Origin of the sequence: Eubacterium multiforme (assembly GCF_030813415.1) — a bacterium.
In the GTDB taxonomy this organism is placed as follows: domain Bacteria; phylum Bacillota; class Clostridia; order Clostridiales; family Clostridiaceae; genus Clostridium; species Clostridium multiforme.
The window spans coordinates 628214-652792 of sequence record NZ_JAUSUF010000001.1 but is presented as its reverse complement, the minus strand read 5'-3'; the positions used below and the strand labels follow the sequence as shown (position 1 = coordinate 652792).

The following is a 24579-nucleotide window of genomic DNA, read 5'->3' as shown; positions in this document are numbered from 1 at the left end:
TCTTTTAAAACATAGCCTTAAATTTAAATGTATTAAATAAATTTATGAAAAAAATATAAAATTTTACAGTAATTACAGAAAAAATATGATATTCTTATAATGAGTTATTTTTTAGAAGGAGGGATTGTATGAAGAAAAAGTATGTAATTATTATAGTAATTGCTGTAATAATTATAGCATCAACTACAGGTCTTTACTTTTTAAAGAAAAGTATGGATAAAGGAAAAACATCTTCTATGGAAACATATACTGTACCTTCAGTAGAAAAAGTTTTCGTAAATGGAGTTATAGAACCTGAAAAGACAAAGGAAATATATCTAGATCCAAGTAAAGGTAATGTAGATAAAGTTTTTGTAAAAAATGATCAAATAGTTAAAAAAGGTGATAATCTATTTGTTTATAAAGATGATAAAGTAAATGCACAAGTTGATCAAATTGAGCTGCAATTAGAAACTGCAAAGAATCAAAAGAAAGAATTATTAAAACAAAAGGAAAGCAGTAAAAAGCAATTAGAAGAGCTTAAGAAAGAAAGTGCTAAAAATCCAGGAAGCATTGCTGGAAAAAATGTTCCAATGGGAAATGCACAAGAAATTTCAACAGAAAGTATAGACAGTCAAATTAACCTTTATGAAAAACAAATAAAGTCCTTAAAGGATAAGGAATACAAGACAATAACAGCTCCTATAAGTGGAAAGGTAATACTACATAATTCAAATTCAAAAAATAATATGGCTTCACCATACATAACAATAGAGTCAACTGATTTTTATATGAATGGAACAGTAAATGAAAAGGACCAGCCAAGACTTAAGAAAAATCAAGATGTTGACATAACAATAGTAGCTACTAATAAAAAGATTAAAGGAAAAATATCAAAGGTTTCTGATACACCTACTAATTCAGGGGGAATGGATGTAGCTGCTAAGGGAGTAGGCCAAGGAAATAATAATAATATGTCATATTATGAAGTTAATATAGAATTAGATACTCAAAAGGGTTTAACAAATGGATTCCATGTACAAGGATCTATTAATTTAGATGATAAGCCAATTGAAATTCCTAAAAAGGCAGTATTAAAAAATGGTGATGAATCTTATGTATTCAAAAAAGTAGATGGAAAGCTAGTTAAACAGGTAATAACTTATTCATCAAAGAAAGGAAATGATGATGTTGTTATAGTTAACAGTGGTCTTGTTTCAGGTGATGAGATAATATCTAATGCAGACTATAATATGAAAGAAGGGATGTCTGTTGAGTAATATTATAGAAATAAATAATTTAAATAAATATTATAAATTAGGAAAAGATAAGTTCCATGCTTTAAAAGATATAAATCTTAATATAGAGCAGGGAGACTTTGTTATGATAATGGGTAAGTCTGGTAGTGGAAAAACAACATTACTTAATATACTTGGATTATTAGATGGATTTGATGATGGTAAATATATATTTAATGGCGAAGAAGTAAGTAATTTAAAGGAAAATACTAAAGCAGAAGTTAGAAATAAATATATGGGATTTATATTTCAACAATTTCACTTAATAAATTCTATAAGTATTGGTAAGAATGTAGAAATACCACTTCTTTATAGCGGAAATGTTTCAAAAAAGAAAAGAGATGAAGCTATAGATAAATATTTAGAGATGGTTGGACTTTTAGATAAAAAGAATCAATTTCCTTTAGAGTTATCTGGAGGTCAGCAGCAACGTGTTGCCATTGCTAGAGCTTTAATAAATAATCCTTATGTAATTTTTGCAGATGAACCAACAGGAGCCTTAGATAGTACAACAGGAATAGAGATTATGAGTATACTAAAAAGACTAAATGAAGAAAAGAAAACAATAATTATGGTAACTCATGATGAGGATTTAGTTAAATATGCTAATAAAGTAATCCGTGTAAAAGATGGAGTATTAACAAAGGGGATGGAATATGTCAATAATTAATTTAATAAAAACTGCAATTTCCAGTTTAAGATTTCATAAATTAAGAACATTCCTTACTATGATTGGCATAATAATTGGTATAAGCTCTGTTGTTGCTATACTTTCTGTAGGAAATGGATTTAAAGATTATGTTGTTAAATCATCAGAAGATGTAAATGCAAATAAAATAAATGTTTATTTTAAACCAGAAAATTCAGAGGCAAGTATAAAACTTTTAGAACCCTTTTCTAAGTCAGATATTTATGGAATAAAAAACATTCCAGGAGTTGAAAAAGCAGAACCTTCTAAAGGTGGTTTTGGAGGATTTACCTTTTCAGCAGGTCAGATAGGATATTTTAATAAAAGTGAAATGGCTTTAATTGATGCTTATGATGGAAAAACTAAAAAGGTTGAATATGGTAGATGGTTTAAAAAAGGAGAAGAAAATGAAAAGCGTATAGTATTACAGTATAGCACTGCAAAAAATCTTTTTAATCCAATAAGTGATGGAATAGGAAAGGCAGTTACTATAAATGGTACTAATTATGAAGTAATAGGTATACTTCCAGAAGAAAAAGGAATGACCTTTGGACCAACATCAAGTTACATATCAAAGACATCAAAAGATAGTATGGAATCACAGGATACTATAGGGTCATTAGATGTTTTTGTTAAACAAGGTTATAAGAAGGAAACTGTTTTTAATGATGTAAAGAAATATTTAGAATCTAGTCATGGTAATATTCAGGGAGAATATAAGCTTCAAGATCCACAAGAAATTACAAAAAAGTTTGAAGATATAATAGGAGGGCTAACTAAGTTTATTGCCTTCATTACAGGAATTTCTCTACTTGTAGGTGGTATTGGAGTAATGAATATTATGTATGTTTCTGTATCTGAAAGAAAAAGGGAAATTGGAATAAGAAGGGCAATTGGTGCAAAGCCAAGCAGCATATTATTACAATTTCTTTTTGAAGCAATATTAGTAACCTCAATAGGTGGATTAATAGGAATATTAGTTGGATATTTAATTGCAAAACTTGCAGGGGCATTTTTACCATTTCCTCCTGTTCTTACACTTGGAACATTTATAGGAGCAACTTTGATTTCTATAATAGAAGGAGTTGTATTTGGTGTAATTCCTGCATATAATGCATGTAAATTAGATCCTATAAAGGCTATTTATAGATAATAAATATTTTAATATATTAAAGCGTTTATAAAAAATAATAAAATTAAAAATTATAGGACTTAGAAAATATTTTCTAAGTCCTATAATTTTTGTTAAGTTAAGTATGTACAATTTATATTAAGCTTTTATATTAAGCTGTTACGCCTAATCCGAAAATATGTTTTTTCCTGTATATTAAAAATGCCATTAATGCAGGGAAAATTAATGAAATAAATATATATTTTGAGAAACCATTAAATATAATTGATTGAATTATACTTAATGCAGTTACAACAAAATATATATAAATTCCAATAACATTTTTAAATAATAAAAATATCATTGAGATTAAAGTTAAACAAGTAAAAATTAATAAAATAACTACTAAAGTAGGATTAGAAATTATTTTTTCATAATATTTATTGTTAAAAAGATCTTTAGTTTTCGGCAGCAACATTAATATAAATTGTATAATTCCAAAAGTTGATGAGATAATTTGAAAAATTATAAGTGTTAAAAGCCCACCACCTATTTTTTGATTTTTTTCATTTTCCATAAAAAATCCTCCCCCTTTTTGTTAAATATTAAATTTTGTATAAATAATCCATTTAATATAAATATACCATAATATACCATGAAATGAAATTATTTTTATAAATTTTAAAATCTTATAGCTGATTTTATAAATTAAATTAAAAAAATAATATAATTAAACAAAGATACGGACACTAGTTTTTTAGTAGAACAAAATTTTAATTTATGCTAGAATATAGGGATGTATATGGAGAATAACTTAATTTAACTATATACATAGTAATTTTTAGGAGGATGTAATTTAATGAATAAAATTTCAGATAACATCTTATGTAAGGTTGAAAAACCGGCAAGATATGTTGGTGGAGAATTAAACCAAGTAATTAAAGACCCAAAAGAAGTAGATATTAGATTTGCTTTTTGTTTTCCAGATGTTTACGAAGTAGGAATGTCTCATTTAGGAACAAGAATACTTTATCATACTATAAATAATAGAAAAGACACATATTGTGAGAGAGTTTTTGCACCATGGCCAGATATGGAAGCAGAAATGAGAAAGCATAATGTAGAATTATATGCTTTAGAAACTAAAGATTCATTAAATAAATTTGATATTTTAGGTTTCACTCTTCAATATGAAATGAGTTATACAAACATACTTAATATGCTTGATATGGCAAATATAACAATTAGAGCATCAGAAAGAGGAGAAGAGGAGCCAATAGTTATGGCTGGAGGTCCTTGTGCATATAATCCAGAACCTTTATATGACATTGTTGATTTCTTTGAACTTGGTGAAGGTGAAGAAATGATGAATGATGTTTTAGATGTATATGCTAAATATAAAGGTAAGGGTAAGAAAAAAGAATTCTTAAGAGAGATTTCCAAAATAAGAGGTATATATGTGCCTTCATTATATGATGTAACTTATAATGAAGATGGAACAATAAAGGAATTTACTCCAAAATATGATGATGTGCCTAAAATTGTTAAAAAGAGAATAGTAACAGACTTTGATAAGGTAGAATTTCCAATTGAAGATATGATAGTACCTTATACAGAAGTCGTTCACGATAGAATAGTTTTAGAAACTGCAAGAGGATGTACTAATGGTTGTAGATTCTGTCAAGCTGGAATGATTTATAGACCAGTTAGAGAAAAAACTAGAGAAACATTAATGAAGCAAGCTAGAGAATTAGTTAAATCAACAGGATATCAAGAAATATCATTAGCATCATTAAGTATATGTGATCATTCAGATATTCAAGGTCTTATACATGGATTAATGGAAGAACATGAAGGTAATAAAGTAGGTATTGCTCTTCCATCAATAAGAGTTGATGCTTTTTCAGTTGACTTAATAAAGGAAATTCAAAAGGTAAGAAAAACAGGATTAACTTTTGCACCAGAGGCTGGTTCTCAAAAAATGAGAGATGTAATAAATAAAGGTTTAACTGAAGAGAGAATACTTGAAGCTACAAAGAGTGCGTTTTTAAATGGATGGAGCACTATTAAGCTTTACTTTATAATAGGACTTCCTTATGAAAAGTTAGAAGATTGTGCTGCAATTGGAGAACTTGCAGAAAAAATGGTAAATGAATATTATGAAATACCAAAGGATGTTAGGAAAAAAGGTCTTAGAATTACAGTAAGTACTTCAATACTTGTACCAAAACCATTTACACCATTCCAATGGGCTCCTATGGAGAAAATGGAAATTGTAAATGAAAAGATTAATGCTGTTAAAGGATCAATTAAATCAAGAAGTATAGTTTACAATTATCATGCACAAAAAACTTCATATATGGAAGCTGTTTTTGCAAGGGGAGATAGAAAGCTTTGTGATGTATTAATTAAAGCTTTTGAAAAGGGATGTAAATTTGATGGCTGGTCAGAATACTTTAAATTTGATGCTTGGATGGAAGCATTAGAAGAATGTAATGTAGATGGAGATTTCTATACTTACAGAGAAAGAAGCTATGATGAAATACTTCCTTGGGATTTCATTGATATTGGAGTTAATAGATCATATCTAGTTAGAGAAAATGAAAAGGCAAAAAATGTTGAACTTACTCAAAACTGCAGAAAAGGTTGTACAGGATGTGGAATTAACGTTAATTTTAAAGAAGGGAAGTGTTTTGAAGGTGCGATATCTAATAAAGTTTACTAAAGAGGCAGAAATAAAATTTGTTGCTCACTTAGATTTAATGAGAACAATACAAAGAGTTATTAGAAGATCAGAACTTCCAGTAGATTATTCAAAGGGATTTAATCCACATATGTCTCTATCAATAGCCCAACCATTATCAGTTGGAGTATTCTCAAGTGGAGAATATATGGATGTAGTTTTTAAAGAGAAAGTTAATGAAGATGAAATAATAGATAGACTAAATAAAAGTACTGTAAGTGGAATAAAATTTTTAAAAGCAGTAGGAATAGAACCTCCAAAGCCTAATGAAAAAAAATTACCTCAAGGTATGGCTTTAATTGATGCTGCAAGATATACAATAGTAATGGAATATAAGGATACATCAAAATTTGAAGAAGAGATGAAAAATCTTTTAGCAAAAAAAGAATGGGTAATGACTAAAAGAACTAAAAAGGGTGAAAGAGAAGTTGATATAAAACCTTTAGTTCATGAAGTTAATTACTGTGTAGAAAATAATGAAGTTATATTAAATATTTTAATAAGCTCAGGAAGTAGGGAACATTTAGCACCAGATCTTTTCGTTAAGCTAATAAAAGATAATACAACTAACTGTAATGAAGAAACTTTTGTTCAAATAAAAAGAGAAGAGATGTATTTCATGAAAGGGGAAACTTTAGTACCTCTTTATGAATGTGTATAGGAAGTGGAACTATGAGAGAAATTTTTATTGAAAGAAGAGAAAAATCATTAAGAATTGCAGTTAGAAATAATAATGAGCTAGAAGAATGTTTCATAGAAGAGACAGGAAATGAACCTACTTATGGAGATATATATAAAGGAAGAGTTAAAAATATAGTTCCTGCAATAAACTCATTATTTTTAGATATTGGATTAGAAAAAGAAGGCTATATGTATTACAGTGATGAGCTTAAAAAGTTAGGAGTTAAAAAAGGTGATGAATTTTTAGTTGAAGTTTTAAAGGAGCCTTTAAATGAAAAGGGAGCAAAACTTACTAATAAATTTAATATTCCTGGGAAATATCTTGTATTTACTTATGGGAAAACAGGAATTTCATTTTCTAAAAGAATAACTGATGAAGTTAAAAAGAAACTTATTTTAGCAGAACTTGAAGAAATTGATGGAATAAGTATAGTTGTTAGAACTGAAGGTGCAAATGTTCCAATTGATATGCTTAAAGCAGAGAGAGAAAAGCTTAAAAAAGTATTAGATGAAATGAATAGGAAGCTTAAATTTAGTACAGAACTTTCAAAGGTTTATGGAGAAGATATATCTTTAAATAAGGTTTTAAGAGATAATATTACAAAGGGAAATCTTAAAATATATGTTGATAATAAAGAAGATGAAGCTTATGTTAAAACTTTCTTAGATGGGGAGCTTAATATTGAAATAATAGTATATGAAGGAATTCGTACTTTATTTGATTATTATAATATTGAAAAAGAAATATTAAAGCTTAGACATAATAAAGTTAAATTAAATTGTGGTGGAGATATTGTAATTGAAAAAACAGAAGCTATGTATGTTATAGATGTAAATAGCGGCAAGAACATAAAGGGTAGAAGTTTTGATAAAACAATATTTCAAACAAATTTAGAAGCTGCAAAAGAAATTGGAAAGCAAATAATGCTTAGAAATTTAAGTGGCATAATTTTAATAGACTTTATTGATATGAGAGATCAAAATCAAAGATTTAGTGTAATGAAAGAATTAAAGGAAGCGCTTAAAAGTGACAAAGGTAATAGCAAAATATATCCTTTTACAGAACTAGATTTAGTTCAAATTACAAGAAGACGTAGAGGAAAGAGTATTTATGATTCTATAGAAGATAGATGTCCTTTATGTAAAGGAAGTGGAAATACACTTAAATTATCTTATGTTGAAGATTTAATAAGAAATGATATATTAAAATCTCTAGAAGATAACACAATTAAAAGCTTTTTTATAGAACTTGATAATATTTATAAAGATAAAGTTGAAGGAGATGTATTTAATTTTCTTAAAAATATTGATGGATTAGATAAAGAAATTTTCTTGAAATTTTCTGATGGAATAGATGGATATAAAATAGAACCTTTAATATTTAAAAACCAAAAAGAAAATCTTTTAGACTATAAAATTAAAGGAATTGAAAAATATTAATTAATTTCTTTACAAAAAATATAGTATATGTTAAGATAGGTTAGTAAACCGCTCACGATAGGGTTTTTTGTCAAACAAAGTTTTACTTTGTACCCGTAGTGGCGAGACCGTTATGAGGAGGTGTTTTTAATGTACGCAGTAGTATTAACTGGAGGAAAGCAATACAGAGTTCAAGAAGGAGACGTATTATTCGTTGAAAAACTTAACGCAGAAGTTGATTCACAAGTTGAATTAACAGAAGTATTAGCTGTTTCTAATGGAGAAACTTTAACAGTTGGTAAGCCAATGGTTGAAGGAGCAAAAGTTGTAGCTAAAGTTGTATCACAAGGAAAAGCTAAGAAGGTAACAGTATTTAAGTACAAACGTAAGAAGGACTATAGAAGAAAAAATGGTCACAGACAACCTTATACTAAATTAGTTATCGAAAAGATCGAAGCATAATATTTATGATTAATGCAAAGATTTTTTACAAAGGTGATAGCATTATAGCGTTCGTTATTGATAGCCACGCAATGCCAGAAGATAGAGATTTTAATAATGATGTCTTATTGGTTGGAGAAGCTTTTGATATGGTTTGTAACTCAGTTTCAGTCTTATCACAAAGTGTTCTTATAGGTATAGATGAAGTTTTAAAACTTAACTGTACATACGAGGTAGCAGACGGATATTTAAAATTAGACTTATCTGATTTTTCAGATGAAGAAATAGCAAAATCACAGGTTTTACTTAAAACTTTTGAGAAGAGTTTAGAAAGTGTAATTTTAAGCTTAGATGATATGTTTGGAAATAATAAACGTAGAGAATATATAAGATTATTAAAAGAGGAGGTGTAGTGACATGATGAAAATGAACCTTCAATTATTCGCCCACAAAAAAGGTATGGGTAGTACAAAGAATGGTAGAGATTCTGAGTCAAAGAGACTAGGTGTTAAATCAGCTGACGGAGAATTCGTACTTGCTGGAAACATCATAGTAAGACAAAGAGGAACTAAAATCCACCCAGGAAACAATGTTGGAAAGGGTAAGGATGATACTCTATTCGCTAAGATTGATGGAGTAGTTAAGTTCGAAAGAATGGGAAAAGACAAGAAGAAAGCTTCTGTTTACCCAGTAAATGTTGAAGAAATAGCTGAATAGTAGTTATTCATATAAAGCACCCATGAATTTGGGTGCTTTTTAAATATAAAAAATTAAAGATTTCCTTAAATTATATTATTTTGTAATGTTTTTTTTCGTTATATATATTACTATTATGTTATAATGAAGAAAATATTTTTTAATATATAGATTTAATATTTTTATATTAGGAATAATATGAATATGGAGATTTTACAAAAGGAAAGGTGATTATATGTTTATAGATAAGGCCAAAGTATTTGTAAAGTCTGGTAAAGGTGGAGATGGAGCAGTTTCTTTTAGAAGAGAGAAATATGTTCCACTTGGAGGACCAGATGGTGGAGATGGTGGAAGAGGCGGAAGCATCATTTTCAAAGTAGATACAGGAATTACTACATTAATGGATTTTAAATATAAAAGAAAATTTGTGGCAGAACCAGGAGAAAACGGTGCTGGTTCAAAATGTTATGGTAAAGATGGTGAAGATCTTTATATTAGAGTGCCAATGGGAACAATAATTAGAGAAGCTGAAAGTAATAAAATTATTTGTGACCTTTCAGAAAAAGATGATGAATATGTTTTCCTAAGAGGTGGAAAAGGTGGAAAGGGTAATTGTAAATTCTGTACACCTACAAGACAAGCGCCAGACTTTTCAGAACCAGGAATGCCTGGAGAAGAAATGACAATAATTTTAGAATTAAAATTACTTGCAGATGTTGGACTTTTAGGATTCCCAAATGTAGGGAAGTCAACATTCTTATCAATGACAACTAAGGCAAAGCCAAAGATAGCAAACTATCACTTTACAACACTAAAGCCAAATTTAGGAGTTGTTGCAGTAGATGGAGTTGAGCCTTTTGTTATGGCAGATATTCCAGGAATAATTGAAGGTGCAAGTGAAGGTATAGGTCTTGGACTTGAATTCTTAAGACATATTGAAAGAACTAGACTTTTAGTTCATGTTGTTGATATATCAGGACTTGAAGGAAGAGATCCAATTGAAGATTTCATAAAGATAAATGAAGAACTTAAAAAGTATTCAGTTAAACTTTGGGATAGACCTCAAATAGTAGTAGCTAATAAGGCAGATTTAGTATTTGAAGAAGGCGTATTTGAAAACTTTAAAAAGAAAGTTAATGAATTAGGTTTTGATAAAGTATACAAGATGTCAGCTGCAACTAGAGAAGGAGTAGATGAGGTAATTAAGGAATGTGCAAAAATGCTTAAAGAAATTCCTATAACAGGCCTTGAAATTTCAGATGAAGAAAGATATATTCCAGAAGAGAAGAGATTTACTTATGAAATTAGAGTTGAAAAAGGTGAAGAATATGATACTTACTTTGTTGAAGGTAGTTTCGTAGATAGACTTTTAGATGTAGTTAATGTAAATGATGCAGACTCATTAAGATATTTCCATAAAGTATTAGGTAACAAAGGTGTACTTAATGAATTAAGAGAACTAGGAATTAAAGATGGTGACATGGTAAACCTTAATGATTTTGAGTTTGAATACTTATTATAGGAGGAACAATAATGCTAATAGGAAAACAGAGAGCTTACTTAAGAGGGCTAGCTAATGATATTCAACCAATATTCCAAGTTGGTAAAAATGGAATAGAGGAGAGCTTTTTAAATCAAGTAAGAGATGCATTAGAAGCAAGAGAGCTTATAAAGATAAAAATTTTGGAAAATAGTGGATTCGAAGCAAGAGAAGCTTCAGATTTTATATGTAAGGAATTAAAATGTGAAGGGGTTCAAGCAATAGGAAGTAAAATAGTACTATACAAAAGATCTTCAAAGAAACCAAAAATAGAATTACCAAGAAAATTTAAGAATCAAAAAAAGTAGTATGAAAAAGTATGGGATTATTGGAGGAACCTTTGATCCTATCCACAATGCACATCTTTATATAGCTTATGAGGCAAAAAAAATATTAGGCTTAGATAGAGTGATTTTTATACCAAATGGAAGTCCCCCACATAAGAAGGAAAAATCTATTACGGGGGCTTCTTTAAGGTATGAGATGGTTTTAAGGGCTATTGAAGGATTTAAGGAATTTGAGGTTTCAGATTATGAAATAAAAAAAGAGGGATTAAGCTATACTTACAAAACATTAAAGCATTTTAAAAAAGATGATGTAACCTTATATTTTATAACGGGAGCTGATTGTCTTGTTGATTTAGAAAAATGGAAAAATGTAAGTGAAATTTTTGCCCTTTGCAATTTAGTGGTTTTTACAAGACCAGGTTTTAGAGAAGAAGATTTAAAAGATGAAAAAGAGAGACTTGAAAAAAAATATAATGGAAAAATTATATTTTTAAATGTATTAGATTTAGAGATATCCTCAACAGAGATTAGAAAGAGAATTGAAGAAGGGAATAGAGTTGATTTTTTCTTACCTAATAAAGTATTAGATGTAATAAATAGAGAAAATCTTTATAATGAAGGTAAATGATATGGAAATTACTTATATATATGATTATTTAAAAGAAAATTTACAACCTAAAAGATATATGCACACATTAGGTGTTGTATCTACTGCAAAAAAATTAGCAAATTTAAATGGAGTAGACGAAGATAAGGCAGAACTTGCTGCCCTATGCCATGATGTAGCAAAAAATCTAACTTTAGAAGAGTTAACTAATATTATTAAAAGTAACAATATAGAGTTAACATTAAGTGAGAAAAAAACACCAGAACTTTGGCATGGAATAGTATCAGAAATAGTTGCTAGAGAAAAGTTTAATATATATGATGAAGAAGTGCTATCTGCAATGAGATGGCATACTACAGGAAAAGAAAATATGAGTAAATTGGATAAGATTATTTATATTTCAGATATGATTGAACCATCAAGAATGTATGATGGAGTAGATGAAATTAGAAATAAAGTATTAGAAAATTTAGATGATGGTGTTCTTATGGGAATGGATCATACAATAAAATACTTATTAACTAAAGGGGCTCTTATTGATTTAAATACTGTTAGAGCAAGAAATTACTTAATAGTAAATAAAAAAAATAATTAACATACATTTATACAGGAGATGGGGTGTAACAAACTTGGCTGATGATAGAAGATCAAAGAGAAGACTAAGTGAGAGAGAAGAAGCCATAAGAAGAAAGAGGCGTATTGCAAAAAGGAATGAAGAATTAAAAAGAGATGGAAGAAGAAGAGATTCAAGTATTCCTGTTAATGATGCAAGAAGAAGAGTTGATGATAGGCAAAGATATCAAGATGACTTTAGAGATAGGAATTTTGATGAGGATATAAGTCAAAGAAGAAGACCTTCAGCAAGTGCAGGAAGTAAAAGGCCTAAAAATTCAAAGAGAATTGTTCCAAAGAAAAAGAAGAAAAAGAGAATATCTTTTAAAAAGATATTTGGAGTAATAGCAATTGCATTAATAGCTATAATTGTAATAACTGGAATGAGAATAGGTAAGCTTTTATCTAATATAAGTACAGATAAGATGATAGCTCCAGTTACTGTACCTATGGATCAAACTGTAAATATACTTCTTCTTGGAATGGATGTTGGGGATATTGATAAACCAAATGATGAAGCATTAAAGAGAACAGACACTATGATGGTTTTAAACTTTAACCCTAAGACAAAAAAGGTTAATATTGTTTCAATACCAAGAGATACCTTAATAAATATAAATGGACATAGATGGAAAATTAATGCGGCTTACCCAATTGGAGGAGACGAGAGAGTAATTAAAGAGGTTGAAAAACTTCTATCTATTAATATAAATTACTTAGCTAAAGTAAATTATAAAGGATTTAGAGATTTTATTGATGCAATAGGTGGAGTTGATATGAAGATAAATTACAATATGGACTACACTGATAAGTCACAAAATCTACGTATTAAGTTTAAAAAGGGAACTACAGTACATTTAGATGGAAAGAAAGCAGAAGAGTTCTTTAGATGGAGAAAAAATAATGATGGTACAGGTCTTCCAAATGGAGATATAGATAGAATTAAGAATCAACATTTATTCTTAGAACAAGTAGTTAAAAAGTGCACAAGTCCATCAATTGTATTTAAAATACCTGGAATATTAAAGACAATAGAGCAAAATGTACAAACTAATATGACTGGTAAAACTATGTTTAGATATGCCCTAAAGGCTGTAACATTAAAACCTAGTGATATATCAATGACAACAGTTAAAGGAAATGCAAAAATGATAGCTGGACAATCATATTTTGTATTTGATAGAAATGAAAATGCAGGATTAATTAAAAAACTTCATTCTGGAAATTCAGTAGGTGGTACTTTACAACCTGAAAATGTAAAAATAAAAGTTTTAAATGCAACAAAAATAAGTGGTCTTGCAGCTACTTATCAAATACAGCTTAAACAATTAGGATATAATAATGTTGACACTGGAAATACAGAACTTAGAGAAAAAAGTGTTATTATGGTTGACAATGAAAATATAAAAAATACTCTTAAAAATAAATTTAAGTCAATAAAAGATTATGAAAGCATTAGTTCTAATTATTCAGATGCTGGTTATGATGTAGTAGTTATATTAGGAAATGATGCTAAGAATTATTAAACACTTGTAACTTTAGGAGGACTTAGAAAGAATATGAGCGTCTTAGAAAAAAGTGTTCCATTAGAATATGATGGAGTTAAAATTAGAGAATATTTAAAAAATGAACTTGAATTATCTTCAAGACTTATAAGAAGGGCTTCCATTGAAAAAAGAATATTTGTAAATGATGAAGCTATTAAAATGAATTTTAAGCTTAAAGCTTATGATAAAGTAAAGATTGATTTAAATAGGGAAGAAAGTCAAGATATAGCTCCTGAAAAGATGGATTTAGATATTGTATATGAAGATGAAGACATATTAGTTATAAATAAAAAACCATTTATAGTAGTTCATCCAACAAAAAGTTATCAATCAGGTACTCTAGCTAATGGGGTTATAAATTACTTTAGAGAAACAGGCCAAAACTGCATTGTTAGACTTGTAAGTAGACTGGATATGAATACTTCAGGGTTAATTGTAATAGGAAAGAATCAATATGCACATATGGCACTATCAAAGGAAATGAAAAATAACAATATGAAAAAAAGGTATATTGCTATTGTTCATGGAAATCTTAAGGAAAAGGAAGGAACTATAGATCTTCCAATATATAGGACTCAAAAAGATGATGGCTTTGATAGTATAAAAAGAGTAGTTGATAAAAGAGGACAAAGAAGCATAACCCATTATAAAGTTTTAGAAAGCTTGAAAAATGGTGATGTAGTTGAATGTTTATTAGAAACTGGAAGAACTCATCAGATAAGAGTTCATTTATCTCATTTAGGTCATCCTATATATGGTGATTTCCTTTATGGAAATGGAGATGAAGAAAAGGATCTAATAGAAAGACAGGCCCTTCATGCCTATGGATTAGATTTTAAATCTCCAAGAAGTGGGGAAAAACTTAGTTTAAGGGCAAAACTTCCAGAGGATTTAAAAGAATTAATTGAAAAGATTAAATAAAGAAAGAGTATCGATTATTATAATAATAATCGATACTCTTTTATTTTTGTCTATTTATAACATGCTTCCATTTTTTGTGAAACTTATTTCTTTTACGCTTTTTTATTATGGAAATAATTATAAATAGTATAATTGTTAATGAAACTATTGATCCAATAATTACTTCAATTAAATTATTAGATACAAATTCAAAAATACCAGTTTTAAAATTATATTCACGATTTACTCCGCTTAATAAGTTTACAGTAGATATTTTCTTGCCATTTACTAAAACATCAGCTTCACAGATTACATCACCTTTTTTTAAAGTTTTCCTTTTTACATTTCTAGGTAATTTATATTTTAGACTTTTATTTATAGAATCATTATTTGATTTTTCTGTAGCAAATAGTACATTATTACCTAATACTATTGGAAGATTTAAATCTTTTGTAATTTTTAAGTTTTCAATTACTTCATTTTTAGAGTAAAGCTTTACCTCTTTAAAGTTATTAAATCCATAGTCTAATAAATTAGCCATATCCTTATAATTCTTAACTTTATCATTAGCCTTTAAAAATACAGCGATTAATCTTTCACCATTTTTTTCTCCTGAAATAACAAAGGTATGTCTTGCAACATCTGTATAACCACTTTTTCCAGCAAGAGTGTATTTATAATAGTATTTTGAATTTTTGTTAAGTAAATAATTGTGATTATTTACCCAACGCTTTTCACCATCTAAATTACTAGCTGGCAATTGAGTAGATACTATCCTAGATATTTTAATATAGTTAGGATTATCTAATGCAGCTCTCATTATTAAAGCTAAATCATGGGCTGTAGTTACATGTTTATTATTTGGTAATCCACTTGGATTTTCAAAATTTGAGTCATTACATCCCAGTTCTTTTGCCTTTTCATTCATCATTTTTGCAAAGTTTTTAATAGATCCACCTACATGTTCTGCTAAAGCTTCAGCACAATCGTTACCAGATTCAAGTAAAAGTCCTGTAAGAAGTGTTTCAACAGTAAACTTTTCACCTTCTTTTAATCCTATGGAGCTTCCATCTGCAAAGGGAGGATTGTGTCCTATAGTTACAACATCTTTTAAATTTGTATTATCTAATATAACTAGGGCTGTAAGAATCTTTGTAGTTGAAGCTGGAAAATGTTTAGCATTTTCGTCCTTAGAATAAAGCACTTGACCTGTATTTGCATCAATTAATATTGAAGATTCTGCATTTATTTTAGGGGGTTTTTCTGCAGCGTTTGCAGTATTTAAAATTAAACTATAAAAGATAGGTATTAATAATAAAAATTTTATAAAAGAATTTAAAAATTTTCTCATAAGTGCTCCTTTTTTAGTAAATTACTTTTCTTATTTTACCAAAAAAACCTTTAATTTTCCACAATATAAGGATAAATTTTAAAAATACTGTTAATAATTTAGAAAAAAGTTATATTAGGAGAAGAAAATGGATGTAAAGAAGAAAAGTATTGGGTTAATTTTAATAGGATTGATTATAGGGGGTATAGTTTTTGGATTATATTTATTTAAGGGTAGAGAAAGTCTTAATAAGAACAATAATGAAACTATATTTGTAGAGGAAAGTGGAGATGTTTCTGATATAAATGCTAGTAAGAGTAATGATAAAAATGGAGAAAATATTAATTTAAAAGATAGTAATGAAGAGAGTATTAAGTTAAAGGATAATAAAATTGTTGTTGATATAAAGGGTGAAGTAAAAAATGAGGGAGTTTATTATTTAGAAGATGGAAGTATAATAGAAGATTTAATAAAGGAAGCTGGTGGACTAACAAAAAAAGCAGCATTAGATTATGTAAATAGAGCAGAAAAGTTAAAAAATAATATGTGTGTTATTATTCCTAATAAAGATAATATTAAAAAGCTAGAAAAGGAAAGTAAAGAAACTTCAGCCCCTTTAAATTCATCTTTAAAGGATAGTAATTCTTCAAAGGAAGAAAAAATAAATATAAATACAGCTGATGAAAGTGAACTTAATAAGATAAATGGAATTGGTCCTTCAAAGGCTAAAGCTATAATAACTTACAGAGAGGAAAGTGGAGGGTTTAAGTCTATTGAAGATATTAAAAATGTAAGTGGAATTGGAGAAGGGACATTTTTAAAAATAAAAGATTCCATCTGTGTATAAATTATTTTGATGTGTTACAATAATTATGTAGAACAAATAGATAATAATCCTAGGGGAGAAGGGATGATAGACGTGATTAAGTTAACAAGTTACGCAAAAACTGCTGGCTGAGCAGCTAAAATAGAGCCGGGAGCTCTTTCAAATATTTTAAAAAGTATACCTAATATGGTAGATGAAAATTTATTAGTGGGAATTGATACTTCAGATGATGGTGCAGTATATAAATTAAGTGATGACATAGCACTTATACAAACTTTAGACTTTTTTACACCAATTGTAGATGATCCCTATACCTTTGGTCAAATAGCAGCAGCAAATTCCTTAAGTGATGTATATGCAATGGGTGGAGAGCCTAAGGTTGCTTTAAATATTGTATGTTTTCCAAATTGTTTAGATAAAAAAATACTTGGGGAAATACTTAGAGGTGGAGCTGATAAAGTACTAGAGGCAGGAGCAGTAGTAATTGGAGGACATTCTGTTCAAGATGATGAACCAAAGTATGGACTTTCAGTTTCAGGAATTGTACATCCAGAAAAGATACTAAAAAATTGTGGATCAGAAAATGGGGATGTTTTAATACTTACAAAACCATTAGGTGTTGGTATTGTAAATACAGCTGCAAAGGGAGAGATGGCATCAAAAGAAGCCTTAGATGAAGCTGTAAAGTGGATGTCACTTCTTAATAAATATGCTGGGGAAATCATAAAAAAATATAACATTTCAGCTTGTACTGATATAACTGGTTTTGGACTTATAGGACATGGATATGAAATGGCAGAAGGTTCAAGTAAAACCTTTGAATTTTATAAAGAAGGTATACCTTACATAAAAGAAGCTAAGGAATATGCAAATTATGGACTTATTCCTAAAGGTGCATATGAAAACAAATATTATATTGAAAACAAGTATAAATTGGAGGATGTTCCAAATTGGCTTGAGGATATATTATTTGATCCACAAACTTCAGGTGGTCTTTTATTTTCTTGCAGTGAAGAAGAAGGAAATAAAATTTTAAAGGAATTTAGAGAAAAAGACATAAGAGCTTGGGTTGTTGGAAAAGTAACAGAAAAAGATGATTATAGTATAATTGTTAAATAAAACTAAATAGAAAATAAATATCGGTTATTAAGATTAGCTACTTAATAACCGATATTTATTATAAAACATACATAAAATAATAAAATTTAATAATTGTAATGAAAATATTATAATTAATGTGAATTAGTTAGATATAATTTAGTAGTAAGAATAATATAAAAAATTTTTTGAGAGAATAATTAAATGAATTGCTCTCTATTTTTTATGGAAATTATATAACAGTAATTTAAGAAAAATATTGTAAAATAAGATAGTAATGTTGTAAAAACAATAGAATGAATGATATAATTAAAAAATATGAGGAATTTTAATAAATAGTGAACATATTTAGGAGGTAAAAATATGTCAAAAAAAATTATAGGTTTAGCAATGGCAACGGTTTTAATGGTTTCCCTAGCAGGATGTGGAAATAAAGAAGAGCAAAAAACTACAGAAGATAATAAAAAACAGGCAGAAGTTAATATAGATAATGGAGATACTTTTAAAAATTTAAAAGGTGATTGGATAAAAGATTTTACACATAAGGAGTTTGTTGATAAGAGCAATGAATTAATGGGTAAAATTGAAGATCAAACAAAAGAATTTGATTTAGATTACAAAAAAGATGATAAGGTTAAGCAAGTAAATGGTACAACAGCTAATGTAAAGTCAATATATTTAGATAATAAAGACCCAGAAGCTAATAAGCTTGAAAGTATGCAATTTGAATCACAGCTTTTTGGAGAAAATCAAAACTCTGGTAGAATACAATTAAAACTTTCACTTAAATTTGATGGAAAAACTGCAATAAAAGATGATAAATTTAATTTAGGAGATACTTCAATAGCTAAATATGCATCAATAATGACTGGAGTTTCAGATAGAGATTATAAGGATATAAATAAGAAAATATTAGACATAATAAAAAATGGTAATGGTGAAGGTGTTATGAAAGATGATATAAATGGATTATCAGAAGAGTTTGCAGTAAGCAAAGAGTACATAGTATACACATTATCAACTAAAGTTTATAAATTTGTTAAAGATAACGAAGGAATAAAATAATTAAATAGGAGGATTATTATGAGTAAGGATGATATGGACATTAAAAATGAAGAAGAATTTAAGATAGAAGAAGAAATAAAAGAGGAAGCTGAATTAGAAAAAAAGGAAAAAGAGCTTGAAGAAAAAATAGAAGTAGAAGAAAATGGTAATAAAAATAGCACTGAAAATAAGGAAGATAAAAATGATAACAAAGAGGAAATAAATGAAGTAGATTCAAATCCATCATTTTTAAAGAAGTTATTTGCAAGTGTTTTGGATCAGGCAGTTATACTTGGTATATCAGCAATAATTTTATTAATATTTGATTTAGTAATAGGATTACTTGGTTATATGATAGTTGAACCAACATCAATATTACTTATATTTTATGTAATAGTTAATGTATTTTACTTACCTTTATTTGAAAGAAGGAACAAAAGAACTATTGGTAAGAGAATATTATCAATAGGATAATTTAATTGATAGGAGAAACAAAAGTGAGAAGAGGAAGCGAAGTAACAGTTAAAATAGAAAGAACTGAATTCCCATCAGTGGGTATATCAACTTTAAATGATAAAGAAGTACGTGTTAAAAATGTATTTCCTGGGCAAACAATAAAAGGAAGAGTTAAAAAAAATAGAGCTGAATATACAGACGTTAAGCTTTTAGAAGTTTTAGAAAAGGCACCTTATGAAATAGAAGCAAAGTGTCCTTGTTTTGGAATTTGTGGAGGATGTTCATCACAAAATCTTACTTATGAAACTCAATTAGAGTTTTTAGGAAAAGAAGTTTTAGAACTATTTAAAAATGCTGAGGTTACAACTGGAGAATATGAAGGTGTAACTGGAAGTGTAGAGCAATGGGAATATAGAAATAAGATGGAGTTTACCTTTGGAGATGAGCATAAAGGTGCAGAACTTTCTCTTGGAATGCATATGAAAAATGCAAGTTTTGGAATAATAACTGTTGATAAGTGTAAACTTGTAGACGAAGATTTTAGAAAAGTAATTAAAGCTACAGTTGAATACTTTAAAGAAACAGGACTTCCTTATTATAGAGTAATGAAAAGGGAAGGCTTCCTTAGACACTTAGTTATAAGAAAAGCTAAAAATACAGGCGAACTTTTAGTTAATCTTGTAACAACAACACAAGTAGATTTTGATTTAATAGAGTGGGCTAATATTATAAAAGGATTAGATTTTGATGGAGAATTAGTTTCACTTCTTCATACAGAAAATAATTCATTTTCTGATGTAGTTTATCCAGAGAAGGTTAATCTTCTTTATGGAAAAGATTATATTATGGAAGAACTTTTAGGATTAAAATTTAAAATTTCACCATTTTCATTTTTCCAAACTAATACTAAAGGAGCAGAAAGCCTTTATAGTATAGTTAGAGAATTTATGGGGGATTCAGAAAATAAAGTTGTATTTGATCTTTATTGTGGTACAGGAACAATTGGTCAAATAGTTGCACCAAAGGCTAAGAAGGTTATTGGACTTGAACTTATAGAGGAGGCAGTGGAAGCTGCTAAGGAGAACGCTAAGCTTAATGGACTTGATAATTGTACATTTATAGCTGGTGACGTAGCAAAAACTATTAAGGAAGTTAAGGATAAACCTGATATTATAATTTTAGATCCTCCAAGAAATGGAGTTAGCCCAAAGGCTTTAGAATATGTAATTGATTTTGATGCTAAGGAAATTGTTTATGTTTCTTGTAATCCAAAAACTTTAGTTAATGATCTTAAGGGATTAGTTGAAGCTGGATATAGCATTGAAAGAACTAGAATTAAAGATATGTTCCCTAATACTCCACATGGAGAAGTTATAACAAAGTTAGTAAAATAAAAAAATAATAAATCAATAGGAACTGTAAGGTAATCTTGTGGTTCCTTATTTTATTGAGGTAGGAAGAGAGTTAATTAACCTATATGTTATTAGAGGAGAGCCATTATTTTCAATAACAATCCTTTTTATAAAACGATTGAGTAATTCAGGAGTTAATTCATATAATTACAGTTCTTCAGTTTTAATTTTAGTAAGTTGGGTTAGTATTTAATTGTTTATCCAATACATGTCATTAGTAAACATTGGAGAATTTAAAATAGTAATGTTATAATTTGTTATATAGAAACTAGGAAGCTGTTAAGCTAATATGAAAAATAGCTTAATAAATCTTAGAAAATTAGGGGGACGATATGAATGAAAAAATCTATTTTAGGAGAATATGATTTTAGTAATGCTACAATTATTAATTTCATAGACAACGGTGAAGAAAAAATTAATTCAACAATATTACATGAAACGATCCATATGGTATTAACTAAGCAAACAGTATGGGGAATATTTTGCTATCTAATAAGAAAAGTTGTAATATATGATAACAATTACAAGCATATGCTTGATGAGTTTTGTACACATTCAAGAAAAGTACAAGAAGCAACTGCTGTTTTTTGTGAATGTATATATATAATAAGAAAGAAAGGTTATAAAGGCTATTTTGATTATCTACAATATTTAAAGAATAATAATAAAGAGTATTATAGATATATATATCCACTTATAAAATTCTTAAGATATTTAGAACCTGAAAGTTCAGTACATATAAACATAGAGGATTTACATTCTCTAATAATGACATTAGCTAAAATTTCATTAAATGCAAATATTACAGAGATAGATATTGAAGTGTTTAAGCAGAAAAAATTTTTTAAAAAATTTATTTCCGATATAGAGAATGTAGAAAAATACATTCCTAATAAAAGATTTAATAGATTATTAAATAAGTATTATAATATTATAGATAAAAGTGGAGAATTAAATTTAGAAGCTTTAGATAATGAGTTAAAGCAAGATATGGGAGATAGTTGTTTTATTAATGATGATATAGTAAATAAGATAAAAAAGTATTTAAAGCAAATATATAAAAATTCACATAGAATAGCTGAAATATCCACATATTTTGATACTGTTAAGCTTGTAGAAATAGATATTGAAGATTTGCCTAATTATAGTTTTCCTAATTCATTTAATACATTTTCCACAGATATATCTAATTATGATGAAGTTTTAAATTGTTGTAGAGAAGAGTTAGGAATACTATTCTGCTTTGGAAATATGTGTAACATGAATTTGTTTGATAGTAGGATTTTATATATACCTAAAGAATCTATGGAAATAATTAAAAGTATGTTAGGTGAAAAAAGCTATGTTATTTCATATTTTGATTATATGAAAAAAAAGATACTTTTCCTGAATGCAGATGAGTTACAAGCAAGACAATTGATAGAAGCTTCTGAATCACCTATAATAGTGAATTATATGGTATATGATATTGAACGAGATGATATTTATGGGATTGATACAAAAAATAAAGAAATATATCTATACTGTGATAGAACATATCCTAATAGCAAAGATTTAATTAATAGTATTGCAAGAGAAAAATGTAAAGTGAGAATAATAGAATATAAGAATATGTATTTATTAGTTGTAAAAATTAGTGAGAAATCAAAATTTATTTTACCATTTATGGGGATAGCTTATTCACAAATAAGAAGTGATATAGATAATTCTATATTAAATGTAGAACTTGCTGATAATCTTGATGGAGTAACAGAAACAGATGATTATATATTGAAAACTCCTGAAAGTGTACAGGTATATGATTTGATAGTTAATTGCTTATTTCAATTGGAATAAACAATTTATAAATCATACTACATATTAATTAGTATGTATTACACACAGTACTCTGCACACGGTGCGGTGATTGTTAAAATTACAAGGAAATACAATTAGCAGTATGGATATAGCTTTAGGTATGTTTCTTGTGAGGTTAGGAAGCATTAAAAAATAAAATATTGGTTATTTAGAGCCCTCGAGTATATGAAATGCACTTAAGGGCTTTTATAGTATTATAAAAAGCATGCTATGCTAGAGATTGGTATAACTAGTTGTTAACAATAATGTATGATAAATTTTAGTAGATTTATATGTGCATTTAACCTTTTCATTTTGAGGCTTTTATTTAAGTATAGTTTGGTTGTATATAATATTTAAAATTAGAGGTAATAAAAACAAATAAAGATTTACATGCTAAAAAGACTATGTTAAAGGTTAAAAATATAAAAATAATATTTTTAATTGTAAATCAACAAATTTGAATGAGGCTACAATAAATGGTACAATTATACTATAATTTACAACATAAGGTATAAAATAACAAGAATAGTGGAGTTGAAATATATGGAAGAGATTAGGGAATATGATTCGATGCCTAATGCATATTTACTATTATCATCTTTAAGATCAGTGGGATATACAGAAGAAACAGCTATAGCAGATATTATAGATAATTGTATATCAGCATTTGCATCTGAAATCAAAATAAAATTTGATTGTGAATCGAGAAATATTCTAGTATGCGATAATGGATACGGAATGACAGAAAAAATATTATTAGATTCAATGAAAATAGGTAGTTCGAATCCATATGAGCAAAGAAAGTTAGAAGATTTAGGCCGTTTTGGGATGGGGATGAAAACAGCATCATTCTCATTAGGAAAAAGACTTACTGTGGTAAGCAAAGAAAACGATAAAATATCAAATGCATGTTGGGATTTAGAACGTATTGAAAAAAATAACCAATGGAAAATGATAATTTTAAATAGTAATGATAACATTATTAATAGTGCTAGAGCGTTATTAGAAGATTATAAAAATGGAACTGTAGTTGTTATAGACAAGCTTGATAAGATAATTGATGAAAACAATATGAATAAATCAGAAGATAAATTTTTTAAAATTATTGAAAAAGTTAAGAAGCATATTAGTTTGGTATTTCATCGATTTATTGAGGAAGATAATCTAGGAATATGGATAAACAAAAATAAGATAAAAGCATGGAATCCTTTTGTTTTAGAAAATAGTGCAACTCAAGAACTTAGTAAGGAAGAATGCTATGAAGATAATAAGGTTATAACAATAGAGCCATATATATTACCCCATAAAACAAAATTTTTTTCTGAAGAGGATTATAAAAAAGCAGCCGGGTATAAAGGCTGGTTACAACATCAAGGATTTTATATATATAGGAATAGAAGATTACTACTTTATGGAACATGGTTTAATATTGTTAAAAAGGAAATTTCGTACAATTTAGCTCGTATTAAATTAGATATCGATTCAAGTAGTGATTTTGATTGGCAAATAGATATTAAAAAATCTAAAGCTGTGCCACCTATTTATATAGAGGACGTATTGGAAAAGGTTGCTACTATATGTGTAGAAAAATCAACAAGTGTCTATAACTCTCGTGGAACATATAATAAAAATTCGAATAAAAATATTCCAAGTCTATCATATGTATGGGAACAACGAAAAAATAAGGTTGGCAAATATTCTTTTTATTTAAATCAAAAACATCCGTTATTACATGAAATTAAAAATTCATTAAATGAAGAAGGTAGAAAATGTCTAAAAGCGTACATTTCACTTGTTGAAAATTTATCACCTATTATGATTTCTGGAATAACTGATACTATGCAAAATAAAGAGAAAAGAATAGATGATATAGAACAAATTGAGGAAAAAATACATATGAAAAATTTAATAGATATTTTTAGAAAAAAAGGTTTTGAAAATGAAGAAATTATAGATACACTGAATAATATGGCATCATATAGAGGAATGGACAAAATAATAAAAGAATTAGTTAAGGATGGTTAA

General features: G+C 27.8%; 24 protein-coding genes. 22 read left to right on the top strand and 2 right to left on the bottom strand.

The window, feature by feature from the left end; genetic code table 11:
- Positions 1-128: 128 nt before the first annotated feature.
- From J2S18_RS03010 to J2S18_RS03000, 3 genes are read left to right on the top strand one after another with little or no spacing between them, the layout of a single operon-like run.
- On the top strand, positions 129-1259 hold the full coding sequence (locus J2S18_RS03010) for an efflux RND transporter periplasmic adaptor subunit (protein WP_307483033.1): 1131 nt from the start codon (positions 129-131) through the stop codon (positions 1257-1259).
- Positions 1249-1947: an ABC transporter ATP-binding protein gene (locus tag J2S18_RS03005; RefSeq protein WP_307483529.1), complete on the top strand. Its 699-nt coding sequence runs from the start codon at positions 1249-1251 to the stop codon at positions 1945-1947. Before J2S18_RS03010 ends, J2S18_RS03005 begins: the two co-directional genes overlap by 11 nt.
- Complete coding sequence (locus tag J2S18_RS03000; protein ID WP_307483031.1) at positions 1934-3118, top strand: ABC transporter permease; 1185 nt, start codon at positions 1934-1936, stop codon at positions 3116-3118. The genes J2S18_RS03005 and J2S18_RS03000 overlap by 14 nt, the downstream gene beginning before the upstream one ends.
- A gap of 130 nt (positions 3119-3248) precedes the next feature.
- Here J2S18_RS03000 and J2S18_RS02995 read toward each other — a convergent pair whose 3' ends face one another.
- Positions 3249-3653 (bottom strand): hypothetical protein, encoded by a 405-nt coding sequence (locus J2S18_RS02995; RefSeq protein ID WP_307483029.1) that lies wholly within the window; start codon positions 3651-3653, stop codon positions 3249-3251.
- A gap of 282 nt (positions 3654-3935) precedes the next feature.
- On the opposite strand from J2S18_RS02995, the gene J2S18_RS02990 reads away from it, so the two are divergent.
- The 12 genes from J2S18_RS02990 (at position 3936) to J2S18_RS02935 (ending at position 14570) form a co-directional block, all read left to right on the top strand.
- Complete coding sequence (locus J2S18_RS02990; protein ID WP_307483027.1) at positions 3936-5801, top strand: TIGR03960 family B12-binding radical SAM protein; 1866 nt, start codon at positions 3936-3938, stop codon at positions 5799-5801.
- The gene (locus tag J2S18_RS02985; RefSeq protein WP_307483527.1) at positions 5776-6480 is read left to right on the top strand and encodes a TIGR03936 family radical SAM-associated protein; all 705 of its coding nucleotides are present in this window, start codon (positions 5776-5778) and stop codon (positions 6478-6480) included. Before J2S18_RS02990 ends, J2S18_RS02985 begins: the two co-directional genes overlap by 26 nt.
- 11 nt (positions 6481-6491) lie before the next feature.
- On the top strand, positions 6492-7940 hold the full coding sequence (locus J2S18_RS02980) for an Rne/Rng family ribonuclease (protein ID WP_307483025.1): 1449 nt from the start codon (positions 6492-6494) through the stop codon (positions 7938-7940).
- Positions 7941-8069: 129 nt separating this feature from the next.
- Positions 8070-8381, top strand: a complete 312-nt coding sequence (gene rplU / locus J2S18_RS02975) for a 50S ribosomal protein L21 (protein WP_307483022.1) — start codon at positions 8070-8072, stop codon at positions 8379-8381.
- Between the two features lie 5 nt (positions 8382-8386).
- Positions 8387-8773: a ribosomal-processing cysteine protease Prp gene (locus tag J2S18_RS02970; RefSeq protein ID WP_307483019.1), complete on the top strand. Its 387-nt coding sequence runs from the start codon at positions 8387-8389 to the stop codon at positions 8771-8773.
- 4 nt (positions 8774-8777) lie between these two features.
- On the top strand, positions 8778-9077 hold the full coding sequence (gene rpmA, locus J2S18_RS02965) for a 50S ribosomal protein L27 (protein WP_307483016.1): 300 nt from the start codon (positions 8778-8780) through the stop codon (positions 9075-9077).
- A gap of 214 nt (positions 9078-9291) precedes the next feature.
- Positions 9292-10578 (top strand): GTPase ObgE, encoded by a 1287-nt coding sequence (gene obgE, locus J2S18_RS02960; protein WP_307483013.1) that lies wholly within the window; start codon positions 9292-9294, stop codon positions 10576-10578.
- Positions 10579-10589: 11 nt separating this feature from the next.
- Complete coding sequence (gene yhbY, locus J2S18_RS02955) at positions 10590-10904, top strand: ribosome assembly RNA-binding protein YhbY (protein ID WP_307483011.1); 315 nt, start codon at positions 10590-10592, stop codon at positions 10902-10904.
- Position 10905: 1 nt separating this feature from the next.
- Complete coding sequence (gene nadD / locus J2S18_RS02950) at positions 10906-11511, top strand: nicotinate-nucleotide adenylyltransferase (RefSeq protein WP_307483007.1); 606 nt, start codon at positions 10906-10908, stop codon at positions 11509-11511.
- A gap of 1 nt (position 11512) precedes the next feature.
- A complete protein-coding gene (gene yqeK / locus J2S18_RS02945) occupies positions 11513-12085 on the top strand; it encodes a bis(5'-nucleosyl)-tetraphosphatase (symmetrical) YqeK (protein ID WP_307483004.1) in 573 nt (190 codons plus the stop codon).
- A gap of 34 nt (positions 12086-12119) precedes the next feature.
- Complete coding sequence (locus J2S18_RS02940; protein ID WP_307483001.1) at positions 12120-13628, top strand: LCP family protein; 1509 nt, start codon at positions 12120-12122, stop codon at positions 13626-13628.
- A 33-nt stretch (positions 13629-13661) separates the two neighbouring features.
- Positions 13662-14570, top strand: a complete 909-nt coding sequence (locus J2S18_RS02935; RefSeq protein WP_307482998.1) for an RluA family pseudouridine synthase — start codon at positions 13662-13664, stop codon at positions 14568-14570.
- Between the two features lie 40 nt (positions 14571-14610).
- Here J2S18_RS02935 and J2S18_RS02930 read toward each other — a convergent pair whose 3' ends face one another.
- Positions 14611-15900 carry a D-alanyl-D-alanine carboxypeptidase family protein gene (locus tag J2S18_RS02930; RefSeq protein ID WP_307482995.1) on the bottom strand — a complete coding sequence of 430 codons (1290 nt, stop codon included), beginning with the start codon at positions 15898-15900 and terminating at the stop codon, positions 14611-14613.
- Positions 15901-16027: 127 nt separating this feature from the next.
- Between J2S18_RS02930 and J2S18_RS02925 the strand changes: the two genes are divergently transcribed.
- From J2S18_RS02925 to J2S18_RS02895, 7 genes are all read left to right on the top strand, one after another.
- Positions 16028-16726: a helix-hairpin-helix domain-containing protein gene (locus J2S18_RS02925; RefSeq protein WP_307482993.1), complete on the top strand. Its 699-nt coding sequence runs from the start codon at positions 16028-16030 to the stop codon at positions 16724-16726.
- 63 nt (positions 16727-16789) lie between these two features.
- Positions 16790-17824, top strand: coding sequence for a selenide, water dikinase SelD (selD, locus tag J2S18_RS02920; RefSeq protein ID WP_307482990.1), 1035 nt, complete (start codon positions 16790-16792; stop codon positions 17822-17824).
- Between the two features lie 342 nt (positions 17825-18166).
- Positions 18167-18868, top strand: coding sequence for an LptM family lipoprotein (locus J2S18_RS02915; RefSeq protein WP_307482987.1), 702 nt, complete (start codon positions 18167-18169; stop codon positions 18866-18868).
- A gap of 18 nt (positions 18869-18886) precedes the next feature.
- Positions 18887-19321, top strand: a complete 435-nt coding sequence (locus J2S18_RS02910; protein WP_307482984.1) for an RDD family protein — start codon at positions 18887-18889, stop codon at positions 19319-19321.
- Positions 19322-19344: 23 nt separating this feature from the next.
- Positions 19345-20697 carry a 23S rRNA (uracil(1939)-C(5))-methyltransferase RlmD gene (rlmD, locus tag J2S18_RS02905; protein WP_307482981.1) on the top strand — a complete coding sequence of 451 codons (1353 nt, stop codon included), beginning with the start codon at positions 19345-19347 and terminating at the stop codon, positions 20695-20697.
- Between the two features lie 354 nt (positions 20698-21051).
- Complete coding sequence (locus J2S18_RS02900; RefSeq protein ID WP_307482978.1) at positions 21052-22551, top strand: hypothetical protein; 1500 nt, start codon at positions 21052-21054, stop codon at positions 22549-22551.
- Positions 22552-23097: 546 nt separating this feature from the next.
- Complete coding sequence (locus J2S18_RS02895; RefSeq protein ID WP_307482975.1) at positions 23098-24579, top strand: ATP-binding protein; 1482 nt, start codon at positions 23098-23100, stop codon at positions 24577-24579.